This is a genomic window from Collimonas sp. OK607 (assembly GCF_900111995.1).
GTDB lineage: Bacteria > Pseudomonadota > Gammaproteobacteria > Burkholderiales > Burkholderiaceae_D > Collimonas.
The window spans coordinates 67,292-90,165 of sequence record NZ_FOKF01000013.1; the positions used below are offsets into that span (position 1 = coordinate 67,292).

Annotated in this window: 18 protein-coding genes and 1 other RNA gene; 11 read left to right on the forward strand and 8 right to left on the reverse strand. The window is 55.6% G+C overall.

Features of this window, described 5'->3' with window-relative positions:
* Positions 1–242 precede the first annotated feature (242 nt).
* From BM029_RS11235 to BM029_RS11255, 5 genes are all read left to right on the forward strand, one after another.
* Entirely contained in the window at positions 243–458 is a 216-nt protein-coding gene (locus BM029_RS11235; RefSeq protein ID WP_092436022.1) for a hypothetical protein, read from the forward strand.
* Positions 458–973 carry a DUF2924 domain-containing protein gene (locus tag BM029_RS11240; RefSeq protein WP_092436024.1) on the forward strand — a complete coding sequence of 172 codons (516 nt, stop codon included), beginning with the start codon at positions 458–460 and terminating at the stop codon, positions 971–973. Before BM029_RS11235 ends, BM029_RS11240 begins: the two co-directional genes overlap by 1 nt.
* The gene (locus BM029_RS11245) at positions 973–2,325 is read left to right on the forward strand and encodes a recombinase family protein (RefSeq protein ID WP_092436026.1); all 1,353 of its coding nucleotides are present in this window, start codon (positions 973–975) and stop codon (positions 2,323–2,325) included. The genes BM029_RS11240 and BM029_RS11245 overlap by 1 nt, the downstream gene beginning before the upstream one ends.
* On the forward strand, positions 2,322–2,750 hold the full coding sequence (locus BM029_RS11250; protein WP_092436027.1) for a LacI family transcriptional regulator: 429 nt from the start codon (positions 2,322–2,324) through the stop codon (positions 2,748–2,750). The genes BM029_RS11245 and BM029_RS11250 overlap by 4 nt, the downstream gene beginning before the upstream one ends.
* 172 nt (positions 2,751–2,922) lie before the next feature.
* On the forward strand, positions 2,923–4,059 hold the full coding sequence (locus BM029_RS11255) for a hypothetical protein (protein WP_092436029.1): 1,137 nt from the start codon (positions 2,923–2,925) through the stop codon (positions 4,057–4,059).
* A gap of 61 nt (positions 4,060–4,120) precedes the next feature.
* Here BM029_RS11255 and BM029_RS11260 read toward each other — a convergent pair whose 3' ends face one another.
* The 8 genes from BM029_RS11260 to BM029_RS11295 all read right to left on the reverse strand — a co-directional run bounded on the left by BM029_RS11260 (position 4,121) and on the right by BM029_RS11295 (position 14,182).
* Positions 4,121–4,747, reverse strand: coding sequence for a hypothetical protein (locus BM029_RS11260; RefSeq protein WP_139217228.1), 627 nt, complete (start codon positions 4,745–4,747; stop codon positions 4,121–4,123).
* 322 nt (positions 4,748–5,069) lie between these two features.
* The gene (locus tag BM029_RS11265) at positions 5,070–5,969 is read right to left on the reverse strand and encodes a hypothetical protein (protein ID WP_139217229.1); all 900 of its coding nucleotides are present in this window, start codon (positions 5,967–5,969) and stop codon (positions 5,070–5,072) included.
* 482 nt (positions 5,970–6,451) lie between these two features.
* Positions 6,452–6,814, reverse strand: a transfer-messenger RNA (tmRNA) gene (gene ssrA, locus BM029_RS11270).
* Positions 6,815–6,891: 77 nt separating this feature from the next.
* Positions 6,892–10,554, reverse strand: a complete 3,663-nt coding sequence (locus BM029_RS11275) for a DUF748 domain-containing protein (RefSeq protein ID WP_092436036.1) — start codon at positions 10,552–10,554, stop codon at positions 6,892–6,894.
* Between the two features lie 162 nt (positions 10,555–10,716).
* Positions 10,717–11,379, reverse strand: coding sequence for an HAD family hydrolase (locus tag BM029_RS11280; protein WP_092436038.1), 663 nt, complete (start codon positions 11,377–11,379; stop codon positions 10,717–10,719).
* Between the two features lie 115 nt (positions 11,380–11,494).
* A complete protein-coding gene (ubiG, locus tag BM029_RS11285; protein WP_092436040.1) occupies positions 11,495–12,190 on the reverse strand; it encodes a bifunctional 2-polyprenyl-6-hydroxyphenol methylase/3-demethylubiquinol 3-O-methyltransferase UbiG in 696 nt (231 codons plus the stop codon).
* Between the two features lie 234 nt (positions 12,191–12,424).
* Positions 12,425–13,057, reverse strand: a complete 633-nt coding sequence (ompA, locus tag BM029_RS11290; protein ID WP_092436042.1) for an outer membrane protein OmpA — start codon at positions 13,055–13,057, stop codon at positions 12,425–12,427.
* A 279-nt stretch (positions 13,058–13,336) separates the two neighbouring features.
* Entirely contained in the window at positions 13,337–14,182 is an 846-nt protein-coding gene (locus BM029_RS11295; RefSeq protein ID WP_092436044.1) for an OmpA family protein, read from the reverse strand.
* Between the two features lie 119 nt (positions 14,183–14,301).
* Here BM029_RS11295 and gyrA point away from each other — a divergent pair, with 119 nt between their 5' ends.
* The 6 genes from gyrA to aroA all read left to right on the forward strand — a co-directional run bounded on the left by gyrA (position 14,302) and on the right by aroA (position 22,862).
* Positions 14,302–16,968 (forward strand): DNA gyrase subunit A, encoded by a 2,667-nt coding sequence (gene gyrA, locus BM029_RS11300; RefSeq protein ID WP_092436046.1) that lies wholly within the window; start codon positions 14,302–14,304, stop codon positions 16,966–16,968.
* Positions 16,969–17,114: 146 nt separating this feature from the next.
* On the forward strand, positions 17,115–18,221 hold the full coding sequence (gene serC, locus BM029_RS11305; protein ID WP_092436048.1) for a 3-phosphoserine/phosphohydroxythreonine transaminase: 1,107 nt from the start codon (positions 17,115–17,117) through the stop codon (positions 18,219–18,221).
* 86 nt (positions 18,222–18,307) lie between these two features.
* Complete coding sequence (gene pheA, locus BM029_RS11310) at positions 18,308–19,381, forward strand: prephenate dehydratase (RefSeq protein WP_092436050.1); 1,074 nt, start codon at positions 18,308–18,310, stop codon at positions 19,379–19,381.
* Positions 19,382–19,447: 66 nt separating this feature from the next.
* Complete coding sequence (gene hisC / locus BM029_RS11315; protein ID WP_092436052.1) at positions 19,448–20,554, forward strand: histidinol-phosphate transaminase; 1,107 nt, start codon at positions 19,448–19,450, stop codon at positions 20,552–20,554.
* A 68-nt stretch (positions 20,555–20,622) separates the two neighbouring features.
* Positions 20,623–21,522, forward strand: a complete 900-nt coding sequence (locus BM029_RS11320; RefSeq protein ID WP_092436054.1) for a prephenate dehydrogenase — start codon at positions 20,623–20,625, stop codon at positions 21,520–21,522.
* Positions 21,522–22,862, forward strand: a complete 1,341-nt coding sequence (gene aroA / locus BM029_RS11325; protein ID WP_092436056.1) for a 3-phosphoshikimate 1-carboxyvinyltransferase — start codon at positions 21,522–21,524, stop codon at positions 22,860–22,862. Before BM029_RS11320 ends, aroA begins: the two co-directional genes overlap by 1 nt.
* Positions 22,863–22,874 lie beyond the last annotated feature (12 nt).

Below are 22,874 nucleotides of genomic sequence, written 5' to 3' on the forward strand. Positions count from 1 at the left end.
GGTTTGCTTACCAGCATTTTACTGTGTGTAAAAACAGTGTCAAGCACGCAACATCTCGAATATTCCGGATTTGCCTGTAATTAACAAGCTTTGAACCGAAACACGGTTTGTGGAAATTACGGGGGATTTTGGTACCTGTCATCAGCAGCCTGTTTCCGCCAGAAACTCCCTCATGGTCACGGTGCTGGCCTGACCTGACAATGTCGCTTCCAAGCAAGTTTGATATTCAGGAGCGATAACTGATGTGCCAAATCAACCACCTTCCGCCCGACCGCATGACGCCCGAGCAGCGTCGTAATGAAATCGCCGGCCTCTTGGCAGCGGGTCTTGCGCGCTTACGTGACGGAAAGTTTGCACAGTTCGCAGAAACATCCGAACAGAGAGCAGTTTCACTTGGTTTTTCTGCCCACCAGAGCGTTCATAGAGACCCCGCCAACATGAAAATCAAGGAGTCGTGATGTACGCAGCAATCCACATTTCACCCACGCCGGCATCGGTGACAGCGCAGATAGCGCAACTGCCAGAATTGGCCATGCCCGAGATAAAAAAGCTCTGGCGGCGCCTGTATGGAGACGAAACGCCAAACCACAACCGGCAATTCCTTGAGCGCCGTATTGCCTTCAAGCTCCAGGAGCTTGAGTTCAAAAAGGAAAACAGGGCACTCCTCGAGCGGAACAAGCGACGGATTGATGCGTTGATCAGCCACGGCAAGATGCAAAAACGCGAACGCGAATATCAGCCGGTGCCGGGTACGGTACTGAGGCGCGAATATCAGGGCATCGAATATCAGGTCGTCGCCACGGCGGATGGCCAGTATGAATTCCAGGGACGGGTATTCCCCAGCCTCTCGATGGTCGCCCGCGAAATAACCGGTACCCGCTGGTCGGGGCCATTGTTTTTTGGTCTGCGGGAGAGGGCGGTGCCGAAATCAAAAATTAAAGCCAAAGCAAAACCCAATAGAGGAGATCGGTAATGAGTGAAATTCTCAAGCGCCGGCAACGTTGTGCCGTCTACACCCGCAAATCCAGCGAGGAGGGCCTCGACCAGGAATACAACTCGATTGATGCCCAGCGCGATGCTGGCCATGCCTACGTCGCCAGTCAGCGTGCAGAAGGATGGATTGCCGTCGCGGACGATTACGACGACCCAGCTTTTTCGGGCGGCAACATGGAGCGGCCGGGACTGAAGCGCCTGATGGTCGACATCGAAGATGGAAAAATTGACATCGTGGTGGTCTACAAAATTGACCGGCTGACGCGCAGTCTGGCGGATTTTTCCAAGATGGTCGAAGTGTTTGAGCGCCTGGGCGTATCGTTTGTATCGGTCACGCAGCAATTCAACACCACGACCTCGATGGGGCGGTTGATGCTCAACGTACTGTTATCGTTTGCCCAGTTTGAGCGCGAGGTCACCGGCGAGCGTATTCGTGACAAGATCGCTGCCAGTAAACGTAAGGGCATGTGGATGGGGGGTGTGCCACCCTTGGGCTATGACGTCGACAACCGGCGACTAGTTGCCAACGAAAAGGAAGTCAGGACCATTCGCCACATCTTCAAACGGTTTGTCGAGCTTGGTTCCTCGACCACGCTGGTCAAGGAACTGCGACTCGATGGCGTGACATCCAAAGCGTGGACAACGCAGGATGGCCGGGCTCGCGAGGGCAAACCGATCGACAAGAGTCTGATCTACAAACTGCTCAATAACCGCACCTACCTTGGTGAGTTACGCCATAAGGAACAGTGGTACAAGGCAGAACACCCCCCCATCATCGACCAGCCGTTGTGGGATGACGTCCATGCGATCCTGGCCACCAATGGTCGCAAACGTGGCAATGCAACCCGAGCGACGATTCCATTTCTGCTCAAAGGGATTGTATTCGGCAATGACGGGCGAGCGCTATCACCATGGCACACGACCAAGAAAACTGGCCGTCGGTACCGGTATTACATCCCGCAGCGCGATGCCAAAGAATGCGCTGGCGCATCCGGGTTGCCACGTCTGCCAGCGGCTGAGCTCGAGTCGGCGGTCCTTGACCAGTTGCGCGCCATTCTGCGGGCACCCAATTTGCTGGATGGTGTAGTGGCCAAGGCTATTGCGCTTGACCCGACCTTGGATGAGGCAAAGGTTACGGTTGCGATGACGCGGATGGACGCTATTTGGGATCAGTTGTTTCCTTCTGAGCAAATCCGTATCGTCAAACTCCTGATCGAGAAAGTGATCGTTTCGCAGAGCGACATTGAACTGCGCTTGCGTGCCAACGGCATCGAGCGGTTGATTCTGGAGTTGCGGCCGGAATCTGCCGGTGCGCTTGAGGTGGTAGCATGAACGAAGTTCGCATCAAAACGACCGGCCCCACCGACGTCATTCCATCGAGTGATGGTCGCTTGACGCTGTCCATTCCGATCCAGATCAAGCGACGCAGCGGGCGTAATCTGGTGACGCTGCCAAATGGGGAGATTGCCAAGCCCAGGCCTTGGGACTTGGCCCCGACGCCGCTGCAACTGGCACTGGCCAGAGGCCACCGTTGGCTGGCAATGTTGGAATCCGGCGAAGCCAAGTCATTGAAGGAGATCGCCGAGGGCGAGAAGATCGACAGCAGCTACGTGAGCCGGATGGTCAACCTGACTACGCTGGCACCTGACATCGTCGCGGCCATCCTCGATGGCGAGTTGCCGAACCATGTCACGCTGTTCGATTTGGCGGTCGATCCGTCGGCGCTGTGGGATGAACAGCGAGCACGAATTGCGTAGACCAGTCGTGGGAACCGGGATAAAATGCCGCCAGGTGCCCACCTTACTTGCACACGAGTAAAAAAAGGCGTTGTTTACCTGTTATTGAAAACCTCTCTTTGAGCCTCGTCGTCGGGGACTTAAACGTGTGCGCCTGACCCGAAATCGGCGTGGCATTTAGGAAAGGTTTGTCATGACAATCAAAGAATTCGCATACTCCGCGCAGTTGCACCTTCAGTCCAGCACGGGCCACTCGGTCAAACGAGCCCACATCTACGAGCTGCTGGCAGCGTCCTTTGGGTTCAACTCCTACGCGGCACTCAGCGTAGATGCCGTTTTCACGCGGCGACGATCAGACAAGAAACGCGCGTCTCTGGACAACTCAGTCATTAGGCAGCGATGCGCCGACCTTGGTTATCAGCCTCACACAGCAGATCTGGCTTCATCGGCATTGCTAGCGTTCTTGGTAGAGCGTCAAATCGTTGCCGTGAGGATTTCCGAACTGGTGGACGAACTGCGCAGCGAATCACACTACCAGGACGATTACCTCGAAGAGTTTGAGGATGAACAGACCGATGGTGACCAGACGGATATGATCGTTCGCGGCTGGGAAGGCTCAGGCGATGATGGGCTCGCGCTGATCACGCTGGAAGGACTGGAACTCGCAGCCAGCAAAGGAAATGCTCTCGCTCATTACGCACTGGCGCTGATCCACGCCCCCGACGATGAAGACGACGAACCGGACGCTGGCAACCCCTACTGGTACTCACAGGGGCAACAAGGTCGCGTGCTGACCGGGGTGGAAAAGGAATGGGCCGAAGCTTACGAGGCTCATCTCACTAAAGCCGAAAAGTACTTACGTCATCTCCGAGAGGCTGGTCGACTGGGCAATCAGCAAGCACTTCTCGACTTGGCGGACCGGTTTGACGACCCGTCCTTCTTCGAGCAGTCGCGTCGCGATGTTGGCGCAGATCCAGCGGCAGTTGCCGCTATCGCAGAGCGCATGGGGCGTGCTGCTGATGCCAAGCATTGGCTGACCGTTGCTGCCGAGAGCGGGAACACGGATGCCATGCTTCAGCTCATTGAGGAACACGATCAAGATGATCTGCTCCGATGCTGGACGTGGGTGTATCTTTCTCAGCTGGTGGGAACGGATCTGAGCAAGGACGCGCACTACGCGATCAACGAGGACGGTTCGGACTACGACGATGATGTCGGCGGGGCTGTCTATGCTGCTGGTCGCGACGGCGTAGATCTCGCCCCCCTCAATGACGAACTAGACGCAGTAGCTCGAAGCGCAGCGAAGCAGTTTTTCCGTCGTATTGGGTGATTGGCACGGGATCGGTGCACTGCGGTTGTTTCTTCGCATACCAATGTTGAAAAATAACCGCCTAATTGATCGCGCGTAACCCATTGATCCGTAATGGCTGGCCCGAGTCAGGCGCACAATGGTTCTGAATGTATGCATTCATAGGTTCAGGAAGCAGCTCATCATTGATTCGCAGCACCGCCCTTAGCAAATACTCACGAATGGCGGAACGGGGCCTTTTGTCCCCCGCACAGACAATTGAATCAAAAATATCGCCAAGAATTATCTCTAGTCGTTTGCACACGTCCGCGTCGGCATTTTCATCGTAGATAATGTCATCTATGACATTATGTTCCGTCATCCGGTTTTCATTTGAACATGGGCAGATGGATCGCCGCACCCCCTGATAAAACTGACCACCGCCCCAAACATAGCCGCTGCCTCTATAACTAATATCGAGTCCGTATCTATTGCTTGTTGCGTAGCTGCTATGGTTCGGATTTGGGCAGTCACAATGCCTCGTAACCACGAGCAAGCCAAATTCTTTTGCGGCAGCTATGTACTTGTCGTATAACTTTTCCAGACGCGTCTTCGTGACGCTATTTGGAGTTGTGTTATCCCATAACAGGTTATAAGCAGAGTTCTCGACACCTGTGACAATTCCGAGGATATCGCCACGCAGCGCTACATAGTACTCAAACAGACTCATGCATTCCGCTCCCAAAAGGCCCAACTTTGTTTTCGGGAGCAGGTTTGCTGCATAACTCCGGCGCCAGCTCCCAAACTTGGCATCGTGGATCGCGCTAAAAACAACTCGAAGCATAGCTGTTTCGCAATTGTGGACTTGCCAGAGGCGCTCGATCCTCCAATAAAGTAGACTCCCATTTACAGTTTCCTTGAATACCTAAGTCTCAATCAAAGGAGCTTGTTGGCGATCGAACATTCCAATTTATTCTGACATTGACCAGTTCGCAGCACGGATAGCTTGCAGCATGAACCGTTGGCCACTGCATACTGTTCAGCATGAAATCTCAACCCTTGGAAAAAAAATCAGAGGCTGAAGTGGAGCCCCTCACGATTCCGTCTAGCCCACCAGAAATGTCGCGTGATTGCGCGTCAGTTCTGTCTTTGCTTAATAAACTATGCGATTTGTTCACTATATCGACGGCCTGCTCTATGCTCGCCTTATCGACTTCCTTGCCAGCCAACATATTGTCCAACTCAATCATCAGTTGCGAATCCAGTGAAGCCAATACGTTAAAATACGACGACGGCCCAAATTTATCGATAAATTCGGCGTGACCTGGCAGCACCGCCTTTATGAGTTTTGCGACCTTTTCGTCGTCAACCAAATTCTTGGCCCCCAGACCAAATTTAAGCACACTCCATCTGACAACCCCGTGCATTGTTATTGCGTGGATAGCGGAGTAAATCGCCCACACCATCGGCGTTAAAAATGGGCGCGCTGCGTCAGCGCCGCTGAGGTCCAGTTTTTTCAAATCGAAGCCGGCACCAAACATCTCAAATGCCTCTCGTGCTTTTACGTCTCCCTCGGTAAGTTTTGCCGCCGCCTCAAATTTGACAATGCTCATAGATTCGGCAATCCCTCGTGCTGTTCCTAAAGATGTAACCGCGGACCATAGTTGATCTACGGCCTCAAGACGTCGCTTATCCAGCGCGGTTTGCCTACTTGTTAGCGCTGTAAGTGCGCCACTACGTAAAGCAGCAATGTCCGTTTCTTTCGCGCGAAGTTCAGCTTTGAGTTTTTCCTCTCCCTCGCGTACGTTGGCCTTTAGTCGTTCCAACTTGGTATCAAATTCGTGCTGGACGCTCTTCGTCAAACGCGTTGATATGAGGTTACGCCCCAACCATAGTGCTCCAGCAAATAAGCATGATGTCGTTACCGCAGGAAACCAATCAATTAGGTTCATATTCAATGTTGTTTTTGACCGAGGCGGTCATTGTTTTAAAGAAAACGCGGCATCAGTAGCGAAGTCGTCACAGCGATTGTACTGCAGTCAATATTGGCGCTGTGTTTTGACGGCAACGCCCGTGGCGACTGTGAAGAAAGAAAAGCCGACCTTTTTACTACTGAATTCCAAGCTCCTCACGACTGACGACCCACTGCAGCAGGAGGTCGCGTATTCCTTTCCCTACCAATGCTAAAATAAAACCGCTTGATTTGTCCGCGCGTAACATATTGATTTATATGGGAATAATTTTCGGCCTTTGCGGACTTCGGCCCGTTGAATGAAAGAGAGTCGGAGAGAATAATGGCCTGGAGAGAGCAAAAATGGCCATTTTCGAGGGGTAGCAGTGAACCCCGAAGTCCGCAAGAACCCTCGGGAACCCTCGCAGGTACGCGGGTTTAGGCAAAAAAATACCAACAGCATCCGCAGTTGGTATTTTGTAATGGTGGAGGCGGCGGGAATCGAACCCGCGTCCGCAAGCCCTCTACAGACAGTTCTACATACTTAGTGCTGTCATTTGATTTAACCCAGCCGACGCGGACGCACACGCTTCGTTCAGGCGAGTCACCTAAATTTAACTTTTAACCAAGTAACCCGGCCAAAAGCGATTCCCTGTAAATGACTCTACTGCTGTTTTACCAGCCCACCCCAGGGACGAGATGGTGTAGAGCTAACCGGTTATTAAGCGGCTAGTGCGTACGAGTTATCGTTTGCAGTTAGATCTATTCCGATTGTATTTACGAGGTAGTCGGTCCTCGGTATGCCCTGCGCTGCTTTGTAACCCACGTCGAAACCAGGTCGCCCCCAAGCAGACTAGTATTGTAGCGCACTTGGGGTCTTCGTGTCAGAACCTTGCCTGTATTGAAACTGAGGCCTGTCAGCCTTATTTCAACGCAAAGTCGACCCGATTCGGCTGGCCCTTGTCTTTGATGCCGTCTGCAGTCAATTTCGGGGCTATCAGGAAGATCCGTTCGAGCGGGATCTTGCCCTTGGTTTCCAGATATGTACGGACCACCTCGGCGCGTCGGGTTGCCAGCGCGCTCAAGGCGTCCTGGGTCACAGGCGTATTGGCGACGATCAATTTTTCCATGTCCGCGGTCGGCAGCGATTTGGCCAGGCCGATGACGTTGCGGGGCTTGTCGAATTTTGAGGAGCCATACACTTTGCCCATGTATTTTTCTTTGTCGGCATCGGTCAGGGTCACATCGTCTGAATCGGCATTGTCGCTTTGATCGACCGAATCCTTGCGCTTCAGTGCTTCCAGCTTGCGGTTAAGCATTTGCTGACGGACGCCGTCGGTATCGGTTTTCGGGTCGACCCGGCCGGTCAGGTCCAGCTTCAGCGCCGGACGGTCAATCAGCGCCTTGGCGATGGTATCCAGCTTGGTTTGCGTGGCCGCGGTGAGAGTGGCCGAGCCGGGGGCGAACTCAGCGTAGCCGAGATCGTCGCCGCCGCTGCCGCCGAACGCCGAGCTGATCAATGCGAATGGCGAGGTGACCGCTTTGACGATCAGGTTGATGAAAATTCGGACGATGATGCCGCCGATCGAAAACTCCGGATCCGACAAGGTGCCGGAGATCGGCAGGTTGATGTTGATCTGGCCGTTACGGTCTTTCAGCAACGCTACCGCCAGTAGCACAGGCAGCTTGGTCGCGGTCGGGCTGTCGATCTTGTCGCCGAAAGTCAGCTGGTCGATACGCACACTGTTTTGCGCGATCAGCTTGTCGTTTTCGATGTGATAGCTGACATCCATCGACAATTTGCCCTTTTCGATAGCGTAGCCGGCGTACTTGGCGGCATACGGTGTCAGGCGCGGCAGTTCGACGCCGTTGGCGCTGGCCTTGATGTCGAGGAACATCGGCTTGAACAAGGGATTCAGGGAACCGGAAATGGCAACCGGCGCATCGTTATCGATCTTGCCGTTCAGGTCGATCGGTGCTGGCTGCGGCTTGTCGGAGGCGATTGCGCCGACGGTACCGTTCATGCCTGTCATGTTGGCGGTGTAGTTCGGCTTGACGAAGTTATCGGTGTAGTTGATGTTGCCGCCTTTGATGACGACCTGGCCGACTCTGATCACCGGTGCATTGGCTTTGGGGGCGGCAGGCGCGATCGGCGCCACCGTGGTGCTGCCTTCGGAGGTAGTTTTTGTGACCTTCTGCGGCGCCGGGCTGCCTGCCTCGGCCGAAGTCAGCGAAGGCGCAGGCGCGCCTTCAGGAGCGTTCTTCGACACCACGATATCTTGCAGGTTGAGTTTAGCTTTGTCGGACAAGATGATGCGCGCGTAGAAGTCGTTGAGCGCGATTTTTGCCAACGTCACGTGCTGTTGCTGGGCGCCGCCGATATTGGCGTTGATGCCGCTGACGTCGAGCAGTTTCCATTTCAGGAAATCCACAGAATTTTCTTTATCCAGCACGCGGAAATTAGCCAGGCGCAGGTTGCCGTTATAACTGGTAACCAGTTCCTGACGGCCGCTAGGCAGCGTCAGCGCCAACTTGCCTTTGCTGCTGGCCAGGCCCGAAGTCAGGATCACGTTCAGGTAATCGGTGAAATAGGGCTGTAATGCGGCGACCGGCAGATTTTGCGCATCGATGTCGAGCGCGACGGATTTCATTTGTGCTGCGAGGCTACCGTCGACCGATAATTTTCCGGTTTTATTAAGCTGCGTGCGCAGCGCAATCTTGATCGGTTTGTCGAGTTTGCTGGAGATATTTTCGGCGCTCAGGTTAAGGCCGTCGGCGCGCAACTTGACCGCCGGTTTTACTGCATCGTCCTGATAAGCAACGCTACTGTCGCTGATGGCAAACTGGTTCAGGGTGGCGACCCAGTCCGGTCCGGTTTTTTTTGCAGATGAGTTGACGGCCGCCTTGTTTGCGCCACCAGTGTTGGCGACAAATTGCTGCACATTGAGTTTGCCGCGGGCATCCCTGCGCACGTCGCCCTGTATGCCTGTCAGGCGCAATGCTTCGGCATTGAATGTATGCGCTTCGGTATCTACGCTGGCGTTTTCCAGGCTGATCTTCTTGGCGCCGATGCTGCCACCTGCGTTGGTTTTTGCCGCCACTTTGAGGTCGTCGACATCAATGCCCAACTGATGCAACCGGATGCGGCTGCGATCTACCGACAACAAGGTATTGAGCGATAACTGACCGGACAGTACCGCCGCCAGAGAACGATTGACATAGGGCTGGTACTGCGCGAGGGACAAGGCATTGATGCTGGCCTTGCCGGCGACGATGCCTTTGGCGGGTGTGATCTGGCCGATGAACTGGATATGCTGTTCACTTTCGGTGCCGCTGGAGAGCGTTACCGTTGCAGGTTTTGCATCGGCCGCCAGCGATAGCTGGGTCGCGTTCAACGCCACGTTCTTGACCTGCAGGTTCAGTGCCGGCGAAGCATTGGCGGCGTCCAGCCAATTGACCGTACCATCATGAATTGCGAGCTTGGCCAGGGTCATTTGCAGTGGCGGGCTAGCTGTTTTCTTCGGTGCATCCTTGACGATTTCCTGTTTGGCGGCTGGCGTGCTCAGCGCAGCCCAGTTCAGGCTGCCATTGGCGTTCAGGTTAACCCAGACTTCCGGCTGCTGGATTTCGATCTGATCGAGTGCGGCGCTGCCGGTGAGGACATTGAGCTTATTCATCTGAATGTCGATCGCCTGCGCCTTGAGCAGCGGCGCTGCATTCTTGTCAGCCAATGCGACGTCGGCCAGTTTGATCGCTCCCGATAGCAATACTTCGGGCTTGTCTTTACTGCGCGAGAACGACAGGTCGAGCTTGGTCGAGAGTTTTGTGCTCTGGATGGCCAGCGGTAGCGCCACCGGAGAAAACGCCACGAAGCTGGCTACATCAAGCTGGTCGATATCGATCGCCAGCGCGGTTTCCAGGCTGCCGGCGAAGGGTTTGCTGCGCCCTTTCAAATCGAACGGCGTGCCATTGATTTTTGCAGAGACATGCGGCTGCACGAAGGTGTCTACCTTGCTGGGGAAATTCGACACATAAGGCAGGCCGATGTTGAGCGCTTCTATATCGACCAGTTTGTTGGTCACCTTGTCGTCGAACTTGATGGTGCCGTTTTCGAGCTGGATGTTGGAGACTGAAAACAGGGTAGGCTTGTCGCTCTTCGGCATCGCCAGAATACGGTCGATGACGTCGGAGAAATTGTAGCGGCCGATGCCGTCGGCGCTGGTGCGCACGAGATGCAGATCGGGATTGACCAGCCTGGCTTCGTTCAGCACCGGCGCCAGTCGGAACAGCGATGCCGACGAGGCGTTGATCAGTAATGTTTTTGCCGAGAATGCCGCGGTGGTTTTGTCTTGCTCATAGAGCGTGAAATCGGATGCCGTCAGCGTCAGGGTGAACGGATTGAAGGCGATCTTGCCGACCGTTGCCTTGCGGCCGATCTGGGCTTCAATTTGCTGTTCGACCAGGTGTTTGGCGACAGGCGGCACCGCCAGCCAGCTGATCAGTGCCAATACCAGCAAGACAATAACGGTGATGCCGGTCCAGCGCATGGCGCGTGGCAGCCAGGAGGGACGTGGGATATTTGCCATTTTTATTCCTTTGGGCAAGGATGTCCACAATATACCGCCAGACAGTCTTGCCCGCTAATTTATTCAATTATTCGAGTCGCTTAGCGGCAGGAGGCCGTTAATCGATCAATCTTCAACGTTCAATCATGCACAAGCGTATGCGCTGATTCCGTACAGGGGGAGTCAGTGCTGCGGTAGCAGGGCCAGCAATTGAAGTGGCGTATCGATCAGGGCGTCTGCTTCCCAGGTGTCCGGGGCGCTCTCGCCGCAATAGCCCCAGGCTACGGCGACGGTAGCCATGCCGGCCGCACGGCCGGCTTGAATGTCGCGCAGGTCGTCGCCGACATACCAGCATTCCTGCGGCTGTAAATGGAGGCGTCGCGCTGCTTCCAGCAACGGCTCCGGATGGGGTTTGGAATGGGCGGTGGTATCGCCGGAAATAACGCAATCGGCATCCGACAGGCCGATCTGTGCAACCAGGGGATCGGTAAATTTGGCGGCCTTGTTGGTCACCACTCCCCAACCGAGATTGCGTTGGCGCAGATCGTCGAGAAGCGCCGGTATACCGTCGAACAGGGTGCTGTCGACTGCCAGCGCGGCGGCGTAATGATCAAGGAATCCGATCCGTAATTCTTCATAGTCGGGATCGCCCGGTTTCAGGCCGAAGGCGGCGCCTATCATGCCGCGTGCACCGGCGGAGGTGTGTGGCCGCAGTTGTTCGTAGGGAGTGCTGCTCAAACCGCGATCGTTGCGCAGCCGGTTAAGCGCTGCTGCCAGGTCTGGGGCGGTGTCGGCGAGCGTACCGTCAAGATCGAACAGAATGGCGCGCGGCATTGGCAAGGGCATGGTGATTCCTAAAGTACGAAGAATTGACGAATTGGCGGACTGACAAGCGGACTAACAAGCAGGCCAACAAACAAGCAGGTGGGCAGGCAGTGCGACGCCTGCCGAGGCAAAACGGCTAGTCGGGCCGGGTGCAAGCCATCAGATAGTTGACGCTGGTATCCTGGTTGAGCGAATAGATCAGGGTGAGCGGGTTATAGCTCATGCCGCGCATCACATCGACGGTCAGCCCGGCGTTGCGAGCGAACTGCGCCAGTTCGGCCGGCGTGATGAACTTGTCATAGTCATGCGTGCCTTTGGGCAGCATGCGCAGCAAGTATTCGGCTGCCAGGACCGCCTGCAGATACGCTTTCAGGTTGCGGTTCAGGGTCGAGAAAAACACGTGGCCGCCAGGTTTCACCAATGTGGCGCAGGCGCGCACGATGGAAGCCGGATCCGGTACGTGCTCCAGCATCTCCATGCATGTCACGACATCGAACTGCCCAGCTTCGCGGCTGGCCATGTCTTCGGCGGCGATTTTTTCATAGCGGACCTCGATGCCTGACTCCAGGCTATGCAGATCGGCGACCTTCAAGGCTTTGTCGGACAAGTCGATGCCGGTAACGATCGCGCCTTTCCGGGCCATCGACTCAGCCAGGATGCCGCCGCCGCAGCCGATATCCAGCACTTTCTTGCCGGCAAGCGGCGCACGTGAGTTGATCCACTCCAGGCGCAAGGGATTGATTTCATGCAGAGGGCGAAATTCGGATTCAGGGTCCCACCACCGGTGAGCCAGGTCGCTGAATTTCTTGAGTTCTGACGGGTCTGCGTTCATAGGTTGAATCATAGCTGGAAAGTACGGTTTTGCGGTTTGTTGTCTGATTAAAAACCATCGCGTAGGGTGGGCATCTATGCCCACGCGTGACCTCAAATTCACCTCTACGCCTGGTGCGGGCTGCACATGGGCGCTGCCGTGGGCAAAAAAGCCTGCCCACCCTACATTGTCTCTGTGAATCATAGTGCGAAAAAAAACCCCGCCAAGGCGGGGTTCTGATCGAGTCTGAATCGATTAGTTGGTACGTGTACCAACAACTTCGATTTCAACGCGACGGTTTTTAGCGCGGCCAGCAGCGGTCTTGTTATCAGCGACCGGTTGCGACTTGCCTTTACCTTCAGTGTAGACGCGGTTAGCTTCGACACCCTTGTGTACCAGGTATGCCTTAACAGCTTCAGCGCGGCGAACCGACAATTTTTGGTTGTAAGCAACTGAACCGACGGAGTCAGTGTGACCAACAGCGATGATGACTTCCAGGTTGATTGCGCCCAGTTTCGATGTCAGATCATCCAGCTTTGCTTTGCCTTCTGGCTTCAGGACAGCTTTGTCGAAGTCAAAGAATGCGTCAGCAGCAAAAGTAACTTTTTGCGATACTGGTGCTGGTGCAGGAACTACTGGTGCTGGTGCAGGAGGAGCAGGTGGAGCCGCTTGAGCGATTTCGCCGTCGCAACCTGGAACCGAATCAGCTGGTGTCCAGTAGCCAGTGTGCCAGCACAGACCGTACGGGTCACGTGCGATTGTACCGCGTGCATCTTGCACGTAAGCACTGTTCGGAGTGTTTGCCTGGATATCTTTGATTTCCTGCGCAGAGGCAGAGAGTGCGACGACTGCGGACGCAGCGAAGACGAGTTTTGCTAATTTATTCATGTTTCTCCTCTCGGTTGAGATATCCGCAGATTAACTGCGCAACTAATATACGACATCAAAAATTGGATAGTACCACGTGGTTCAGGCCGTTACGTGTGGGTTTGACCACACGCAATGAACTTGACCACCATTCTGCCACAGGCTTCAAGCGCTAGCGAAGGATGCCAAATGATCCAGCCTACGTTTCGCCTGCTTCGTTGTTTTCATACAACATAGCAATATGAAAACAGTACCACGGGCAACATCTTACATCGGCGCAAGAAAACTATCTATTTTATTTTAATTCGGTTGTACTTTTATTACGACTCTGCGATTGGGGCTCAGGCAACTAACTAGTTTCTGACGGCTCAAATTATTCCCGCATTGCAATATTGGATCGGATGCGCCAGCGCCGACGATCTGCATCTTATTAGTGACACCTTTGCTTTTCAAATAACTGGCAACATTGGTGGCGCGCTGCGCTGACAGTTTCTGGTTATATTTGGCGGCGCCAAGGCGATCGGTATGGCCGGTAATTAATATCAGGTTCGCACTGCCGCAACTGGCCAATTTAGTAATCACCTCGTCAATGCGTTGCTTGGCAGTATTGGTCAGTGTTGCTTTCCCAAAACGGAAGTTCTGGTCGCTCGCCAGCGTCACGCTGATATCACATTGCGCGCTTACAGTTGCCGGAGGTACTTCCTTGTTGGCAATCATCGGGTCGGCAACCAGTGCCGGCGCGCTGGCTTTCATTACCGGCGATACCAGGGCGCCATCGCAGCCGGTGACCGCATCGTCTTGCTCCCAATAACCGGAGCGCCAGCACAAGCCATCCTGGCTGCGAACGATCGGGCCGCCCCCATCTTGCAAATAAGCACTTTTTGCCGGAGCGGCCTGAACCACGGTGGTTTGGGCCAAGCCAGGATTGGACACAGAGCCGAGGGCCGAGCCTAACAATAGGCAGAGCGCAATTGAAGAACGCATAAATTGTTTCCTGAGAGAAATAACAATGGCGAGATTGTTTTTAAGATCGCCGGATTGTCGGGCAAGGCGGCATTTAAACATATTTTTTCCGGTCGGCAGGTTTTCGGCTGGTACTGCCTTGCCTGAAAAGCCAGAATAGCCTCTCTCGCGTGCTAAAATCATGCGGTTATACCTTCGTTTCAAGCCGCGTTTCGCCACCAGCTGGCAGATCGGTTGCGAACGCTGGTTCTATCTCTGGTTCTACATTGATCAACCTAAGTAAAGATTGGCCGACTCGCTAAATGGATCAATTCGCTAAAGAAACAATCCCGATTTCCCTCGAAGAAGAAATGCGCAAGAGCTATCTCGATTACGCGATGAGCGTGATCGTTGGCCGTGCGCTGCCGGACGTGCGTGACGGCCTCAAGCCGGTGCATCGCCGGGTCTTGTTCGCGATGCATGAAATGAACAACGTCTGGAATCGCCCGTTCGTGAAGTGCGCGCGCGTGGTCGGTGAGACCATGGGTAAATATCACCCGCATGGCGACGCTTCGATTTATGACACGCTGGTGCGGATGGCGCAGCCGTTTTCGCTGCGCTACATGCTGGTCGACGGCCAGGGTAACTTCGGTTCGATCGACGGCGACGGCGCCGCAGCGATGCGTTACACCGAGTGCCGCCTGGACAAGATCGCCGGTGAATTGCTGGCCGACCTGGACAAGGAAACCGTCGATTTCGTGCCGAACTACGACGGCAAGGAAAAAGAACCGTCGGTGTTGCCGACACGCATTCCTAACCTGCTGATCAACGGTTCTTCAGGGATCGCGGTTGGTATGGCGACCAACATTCCGCCGCACAATCTGACCGAAGTGATCGACGGCGCATTGCACGTTTTGCGCAATGCCGATTGCACGATCGACGAGCTGATCGAAATCATCCCGGCGCCGGATTTCCCGACCGCCGGCATCATCTACGGTGTGTCCGGCGTGCGCGATGGTTATCGCACCGGCCGCGGCCGTGTAGTGATGCGGGCCAAGACCCACTTCGAAGAATTCGGCCGTGAAGGCCGCACAGCGATCATCATCGATGAGTTGCCGTACCAGGTAAACAAGAAGGCATTGTTGGAGCGTATCGCCGAACTGGTGCGCGACAAGAAGCTGGAAGGCATTTCCGATCTGCGCGACGAGTCGGATAAATCCGGCATGCGCGTGGTGATCGAGCTCAAGCGCGGCGAAGTAGCGGAAGTGGTGCTGAACAATCTGTACAAGCAAACGCAGCTGCAAGATACTTTTGGCATGAACATGGTGGCGTTGGTGGACGGTCAGCCGAAACTGCTGAACCTGAAGCAGATGCTGGAATGTTTCCTCTCGCACCGCCGCGAAGTGGTTACACGGCGTACCGTGTTCGAACTGCGCAAGGCGCGCGAACGCGGCCACGTGCTGGAAGGCCTGGCGGTAGCGCTGGCTAATATCGATGATTTCATCGCTCTCATCAAAGCCGCGCCGACCCCGCCGGTAGCGAAATCCGAGCTGATGGCGCGTGCCTGGGATTCTTCCATGGTACGTGAAATGCTGGCCCGTACCGGCGATGAAAACATCGGCGGCATCGAGTCCTTCCGTCCCGAGAATCTGCCTAAGCATTACGGCATCCAAACTGACGGCATGTACCGTCTGTCGGACGACCAGGCGCAGGAAATCCTGCAAATGCGCTTGCAACGCCTGACCGGCCTGGAACAGGACAAGATCGTCAACGAGTACAAAGACGTTATGGCGCAGATCGCCGACTTGCTGGATATCCTGGCCAAGCCGGAACGCGTCACCATCATCATCACTGATGAAATGACCGCGGCCAAAAACGAATACGGCATCGGCAACAAGGATGAGCGTCGTTCGCAGATCGAATTGAATCCTACCGATCTCGGCACTGAAGATCTGATCACGCCGCAAGACATGGTGGTGACGTTGTCGCATACCGGTTACATGAAATCGCAACCGGTCTCCGAATACCGCGCGCAAAAACGCGGCGGCCGCGGCAAACAAGCCATGGCCACCAAGGACGACGACTGGATCGACCAGCTGTTCGTCGGCAATACCCACGATTACATTTTGTGCTTCAGCAATCGCGGCCGTTTGTACTGGCTGAAAATCTGGGAAGTGCCGCAAGGTTCGCGCAACTCGCGCGGCAAGCCTATCGTCAACATGTTCCCGCTGCAGGATGGCGAGAAGATTACCGTGGTGTTGCCATTGTCCGGAGATAACCGCACCTTCCCTGAAGACCGTTATGTCTTCATGTCGACCAGCCTTGGCACCGTCAAGAAGACGCCATTGTCGGACTTCAGCAATCCACGTAAGGCCGGCATTATCGCGGTTGATCTGGATGAGGGCGATTTCCTGATTGGCGCTGCACTGACGGACGGCCAGCATGACGTGATGCTGTTCTCGGACTCCGGCAAGGCAGTACGCTTTGACGAAAACGATGTGCGTCCGATGGGCCGTACCGCACGCGGCGTGCGCGGCATGAATCTGGAAGAAGGCCAGCAAGTCATCGCTTTGCTGGTCGCGGAAAACGAACAGCAATCGGTATTGACTGCAACCGAAAACGGCTTCGGCAAACGTACCCCGATCACCGAGTACACCCGCCATGGCCGTGGCACCAAGGGCATGATCGCAATCCAGACCAGCGAACGTAACGGCAAGGTAGTTGCCGCTACCTTGGTTGAGCCTAGCGACGAAATCATCCTGATCACTACCGGTGGCATCCTGATTCGCACCCGCGTTGCAGAGATCCGTGAAATGGGTCGTGCGACACAGGGCGTGACGCTGATCGCGGTGGAAGACGGTAACAAGCTGAGTGGTTTGCAGCGTGTGGTCGAGTCTGATGCCGAGGTTGAGGCTGCTGAGGCCGATGCCGGTACCGATGCTGGCAGCGATGCCGAAGCAGGCGGCGCTGCGGATCCCGCCGCAGAGTAAAAAGAGTACCGCGACTCAGCCCGTAAGCTGAGTCGCGTAGGTTTTACGCAAGTAAGTTTGCACTAGTAAGTTGTAGCAACACGGTAACGCCATCTGTTGGTTCGTAATCATTCTCGGTTCTGGTTCTTTATCTGACGACATTCATCATGCCTATCTATAATTTTTCTGCTGGTCCCGCCGTGTTACCGAAAGAGGTGTTGCAGCAAGCTGCCGCCGAAATGCTGGATTGGGAAGGCAGTGGCATGTCCGTGATGGAAATGAGTCATCGCGGCAAAGAATTCATGTCGATCCTGGCGGCAGCGCAGCACGATTTCCGCGAGTTGTTTGCGGTTCCGGCCAATTACAAACTGCTGTTCATGCAAGGTGGCGCGATTGCCGAGAACGCGATTGTCCCGCTTAACCTGTTGGGCCGCGACGGTCGATCCCAGCCGGCCACCAGCGACTACATCAATACCGGTTCCTGGTCGACCAAATCGCTGAAAGAAGCGCGGCGCTACGGTAACGTCAACGTTGCAGCCTCTTCCGAGGACAGTCATTTCGCGCAGATTCCTGAGCGCGACAGCTGGCAGCTGTCCAAAGATCCGGCCTACGTCCATATCTGCACCAATGAAACCATTGACGGCGTTGAGTATCAATTCACGCCGGATATCGCAGCTGAAACCAATAACGCACCACTGGTAGCTGACATGTCCTCGCACATCTTGTCGCGTGTGGTGGATGTTTCCAAATACGGCGTGATCTACGGTGGCGCCCAAAAGAATATCGGCCCCGCCGGATTGACCTTGGTGGTGGTGCGCGAAGATTTGCTCGGCCACACGTTGCCGGCTTGCCCGTCCGCATTCAACTGGAAAACAGTGTCCGACAACGATTCCATGTACAACACGCCGCCGACCTATGCGATTTATATCGCCGGCCTGGTGTTCCAGTGGCTCAAGAAGCAGGGCGGCGTCGCCGCGATGGAACAGCGCAATATCGCCAAGGCGGCGTTGTTGTACGACTATCTGGATTCCACCGATTTCTACCGTACCAAAATCGCCGCCAACAGTCGCTCGCGGATGAACGTGCCTTTCTTCCTCGCAGATGAAACGCAGAACGAGGCTTTCCTGATCGGCGCCAAAGAAAACGGCTTGTTGCAATTGAAGGGGCATAAATCGGTCGGCGGCATGCGTGCGTCGATCTACAACGCGATGCCTTTGGCCGGCGTGCAAGCATTGGTGGCGTACATGAAAGATTTCGAAAAGCAGCGCGGCTAGCCAGGTCCGGCATTGGCCGGGACTGCTGTGGTTGGCGATGATCTGTTTAGCCAAGTATTAGAACCAGAGATAGAAATACAGTAAACATGAGCGAAGATAAACTCCTCCCCCTGCGTCAACAGATCGACGCGATTGATGCAGAAATCCTGGCCTTGCTGAATCGCCGTGCGCAAATCGCGCAAGAGGTCGGCCACGTCAAGGCCGAGACCAATGCACCGGTGTTCCGCCCTGAGCGCGAAGCGCAAGTCTTGCAAAAAGTGGCCGAGCGGAATCCCGGACCGCTGCAAGGCAGCGACGTGCAAACCATTTTCCGCGAAGTGATGTCGGCTTGCCGTGCGCTCGAAAAGCGCGTCACGGTAGCCTACCTGGGCCCGGCCGGCACCTATAGCGAACAGGCTGTGTACCAGCAATTCGGTCACGCGGTAGAGGGTTTGGCTTGCGTATCGATTGACGAAGTATTTCGCGCGGCAGAAGCCGGCACTGCAGATTTCGGCGTGGTGCCTATCGAAAATTCGTCCGAAGGCGTGATTAATCGCACCCTCGATTTGCTGTTGCAGACCACGCTCAGCATCAGCGGTGAAGTGTCGATCCCGGTGCATCACAGCCTGATGAGCAAAGAGGGCACCATGGATGCCGTCACCCGTATCTGCGCACACTCGCAGGCGCTGGCGCAATGCAACGCCTGGCTCAACCAGCATTACCCAAATATCGAACGGCTGGCGGTTGCTTCCAATGCCGAAGCGGCACGCATGGCTAGCGAAAATGCTTCGGTGGCAGGGATTGCCGGTGAGATCGCGGCGCAAAAGTACGGCTTGGAAATTGTCAGCGCCCATATTCAGGATGATCCGCACAATCGCACCCGCTTTGCTGTGGTCGGTCGCCTGAAAAACGGCGCTAGCGGCAAGGACCAGACATCGCTGGTGCTGTCGGTGGCGAACAAGGCTGGCGCTGTGTACAAGTTGCTGGCGCCGCTCGCCAAGCATGGCGTTTCCATGACGCGTTTCGAGTCGCGGCCGGCGCGCATGGGCGCATGGGAATACTATTTCTATGTCGACGTCGAAGGTCATGCAGAAGACGACAAGGTAGCCAAGGCGCTGGCGGAACTGCAGCAAAACGCCGCGTTCTACAAACTGCTGGGGTCGTATCCTCGGAGTTTCTGAATTTCTGAACAGCGTAGTTCCAGGCAAACATTTATTTAGCTCAATATTTCGTTTTGAAAGCAGACAATGTCAATTAAATTTGGTCCAGAGTATGTGCGTGCTATCGCTCCATATCAAGGCGGCAAGCCGATTGCTGAAGTTGCGCGTGAGTTCGGCCTGGACGAGGCAAACATCATCAAGCTGGCGTCTAACGAAAACCCGTTGGGGATGCCGGAATCGGCGCGGCTGGCAATGGAAAAGGCAGTCGCCGATATCGGCCGTTATCCGGACGCCAACGGCTTCGATTTGAAAGCCGCCATCACTGCCAAATACGACGTGCCGGCAGAGTGGATCACGCTGGGCAACGGCAGTAACGATATCCTTGAACTGGCCACCCACGCTTTCGTGCAAGCGGGGCAAGCAGCCATGTATGCGGAATATTCTTTTGTGGTGTATGCGCTGGCGACTCAAGCTGTCGGCGCGCGCGCTATCGTGGTCAAGGCCAAGGATTACGGGCACGACCTGGAAGCGATGGCAGCCGCCATCACCGACGACACCAAGCTGATCTTCATCGCCAATCCGAATAACCCGACCGGCAGCTTCATCCCGGCCGCTGAGCTTGAAGCGTTCCTGGCGCGGGTCCCGGCGAACATCGTGGTGGTGCTGGACGAGGCTTACAACGAATACCTGCTGCCGGAGCTGCAATACGATTCGATTGCATGGGTGCGTAAATATCCCAATTTGCTGGTTTCGCGCACCATGTCGAAGGCCTATGGCCTGGCCGGCTTACGCATCGGCTTCGGCATCGCCCAGCCGGTGATCACCGATTTGCTGAACCGGATCCGCCAGCCGTTTAACGTCAACTCGCTGGCGCAGGCCGCGGCGGTGGCGGCCTTGAGCGATACCGCTTTCTTACAGCGTAGCGCGCAACTGAATCGCGATGGATATAAAGAACTGACGCAAACTTTCGATGAACTGGGTTTGGAATATGTGCCTTCGTTCGGTAATTTCGTCATGGTCAAAGTTGGCGAGGACGAGGCTGCCGGCGCGCGCGTCAATCTGGCGTTGCTGAAGCAGGGCATCATTGTGCGGCCGGTTGCCAACTATGGCTTGCCGCAATGGTTGCGCGTCACCATCGGTTTGCCAAATGAAAATGCGGCTTTCATCGATGCGTTGAAAAAGCTGCTGGGCTGACGCTGGCGCTAATTTTTGCTTGGTTTAGCTTCCCTTGGCTTCGATTAATTTTTATTAAAGCATCATTCGTGTTCAAGAAAATCGCAATATTTGGTGTGGGACTGATCGGCGGTTCTTTCGCACTGGCTTTGAAAAAAGCCGGCGTGGTGGAACAGCTGGTCGGTGTAGGTCGTCAGCTGACGACCTTGCAGCGCGCACAGGAGCTGGGCGTTATCGACGTTATCGCCACCTCGGTGGCCGAGGCTGTCACCGGCGCCGACCTGATCCTGATCGCAGCGCCGGTAGCGCAGACTGGCACGATTCTGGCCAGCATCGCTCCTCATCTGCAGGCAGGCACTATCGTGACCGACGCCGGCAGCACCAAATCCGATGTGGTGTCTGCTGCACGCGCAGCGCTGGGTGACAAGATTGCGCAATTTGTCCCGGGACATCCGATTGCCGGCCGCGAGCAGAATGGTCCCGAGGCAGCGCTGGCCGAGCTGTATGTCGGCAAGAAAGTGGTGTTGGCGCCATTGCCGGAAAATACCGAGCAGGATATCGCCCGCGTCGCCGCTGCATGGCAACAATGCGGAGCGCTGACACATCGCTTGTCGGCACAGCAGCATGACGCGATTTTTGCTGCGGTAAGCCATTTGCCGCATGTGCTGGCGTATGCGCTGGTGGACGATATCGCCAACAAGCCGCACGCGGCTTCGCTGTTTCAATATGCCGCCAGCGGTTTTCGGGATTTCACGCGTATCGCCGGTTCATCGCCGGAAATGTGGCGTGATATTTCGCTGGCAAACCAAAGCGCCTTGCTGAGCGAGCTGGATGCTTACCTGCTGCAACTGACGCGTTTGCGCGGCTTGCTGGCGGCCGGCGACGGCCCCGGACTAGAAGCCATCTACAGCAACGCACAACAAGCCAGACACAGCTGGATCAGCGCCATCGAGTCGGCGGAACAACAGAACAAGGAGGGTGGAGATTAATGACTACGCAACGCAAGCAACATTATCCCGAATACATAGATCTGCATCCGGTAGCGCGAGTGCAGGGCACCGTCCGGCTACCCGGCTCCAAAAGTATTTCCAATCGTACCTTATTGCTGGCGGCGTTAGCCAACGGCACTACCCGAATTCTTGATCTGCTGGCATCCGACGATACGCTGGTCATGCTGATGGCGCTCAAGCAATTGGGCGTGGTCTGGGAGCAGGCGGAAGGCACGCAGACTTATACTGTGCATGGCAGCAGCGGTAGTTTCCCGGTGCACCAGGCCGATCTGTTCATGGGCAATGCCGGTACCGCGATTCGCCCCCTGACTGCAGCTCTGGCTGCGATGGGTGGCGACTACACCTTGCACGGCGTGGCGCGCATGCACGAGCGGCCGATCGGCGATCTGGTCGACGCCTTGAATGCGGTCGGCACCCGCATCGCCTATACCGGCGTTGCCGGCTATCCGCCATTGCATATCCAGCGCGGCCAGTTGCATAATCAGCGCATGCAGGTACGTGGCAATGTTTCCAGCCAGTTCCTGACTGCCTTGCTGATGGCGGCGCCATTGATGGCGAAGCATGAAGCAGTGACGATAGAAGTGATCGGCGAGCTGATTTCCAAGCCCTACATTGAAATCACGTTAAACCTGATGCAGCGTTTCGGCGTGACCGTAGAGCGCGATGGCTGGCAGTCGTTTACCATTTCAGCCGGCCAGCAGTATCAAAGCCCGAAGGTGATCCACGTTGAAGGCGATGCCTCTTCCGCATCTTATTTCCTGGCAGCCGGCGCGATTGCCGGCGGACCGCTGCGGGTTGAAGGCGTCGGCAACAACAGTATCCAGGGCGATGTCCGTTTTGTCGAAGCCTTGCAGCAGATGGGCGCCACCATCACGATGGGCGATAACTGGATTGAAGCATCGTCGAGCGGCGTGTTAAAAGCCATCGATGCAGATTTCAACCACATCCCGGATGCCGCGATGACGATTGCCGTAGCTGCGTTATACGCCGATGGTCCGAGCACCTTGCGCAATATCGCCAGCTGGCGCGTCAAGGAAACCGACCGCCTCAGCGCGATGGCGACCGAGTTGCGCAAACTTGGTGCGACGATTGAAGAGGGCACCGATTACCTGCGCGTGACACCGCCAGCGCAACTGCAAGCGGCGACTATCGACACTTATGACGATCACCGCATGGCGATGTGTTTTTCGCTAGCCTCGCTGGACGGTGCGGCGCTGCGCGGCACCACCGTGCGCATCAATGATCCGCAATGCGTCGCCAAGACTTTTCCCGATTATTTCACCGTGTTCGCGCAAATCGCCGAGCAGACTTTATTGTAAGGTAGTGAGCCG